Genomic DNA, 511 nt, shown 5'->3' on the forward strand with positions numbered 1-511 from the left:
CCGATCGACCTGACGCTGGAGATGGCGTCCGAGGCCGGACTGGAGGTGGACCGGGACGGGTTCGCCGCCCTGATGGCAGAGCAGCGCGGCCGGGCCAAGGCCGACGCCTCCGCCCGCAAGAGCGGTCACGCCGACCTGTCGGTGTACCGGGACTTCCTCGACCGGGGCCCCACCGAGTTCACCGGCTTCGACGAACTGGTGTCCCAGGCGCGGGTGCTCGGCCTGGTCTCCGGCGGCGAACGCGTCGCCTCGGCCGCGCCGGGCACCGAGCTCGAGGTGATCCTGGACCGCACTCCGCTGTACGCCGAGGCGGGTGGTCAGCTGGCCGATCTGGGCACCATCACGACCGGCTCGGGCGTGCGCCTGAGCGTCAAGGACGTGCAACGCGTCAACAAGCAGGTCTGGCTGCACCGCGTGGTGGTCGACGAAGGCGAGATCGTCGAGGGCGACGAGGTGCTGGCGGCCGTCGACGCGGCCTGGCGGCACGGCGCCACCCAGGGTCATTCGGGCA

At 72.2% G+C, this 511-nt stretch carries 1 protein-coding gene; it reads left to right on the forward strand.

Going from position 1 to position 511, the window contains the following annotated elements; all coding sequences use genetic code 11:
• On the forward strand, positions 1 to 511 hold a 511-nt coding region (locus tag ABD768_RS43055), incomplete at both ends, for an alanine--tRNA ligase-related protein (RefSeq protein WP_344850788.1).

Source organism: Kribbella ginsengisoli, from assembly GCF_039537185.1.
In the GTDB taxonomy this organism is placed as follows: domain Bacteria; phylum Actinomycetota; class Actinomycetes; order Propionibacteriales; family Kribbellaceae; genus Kribbella; species Kribbella koreensis.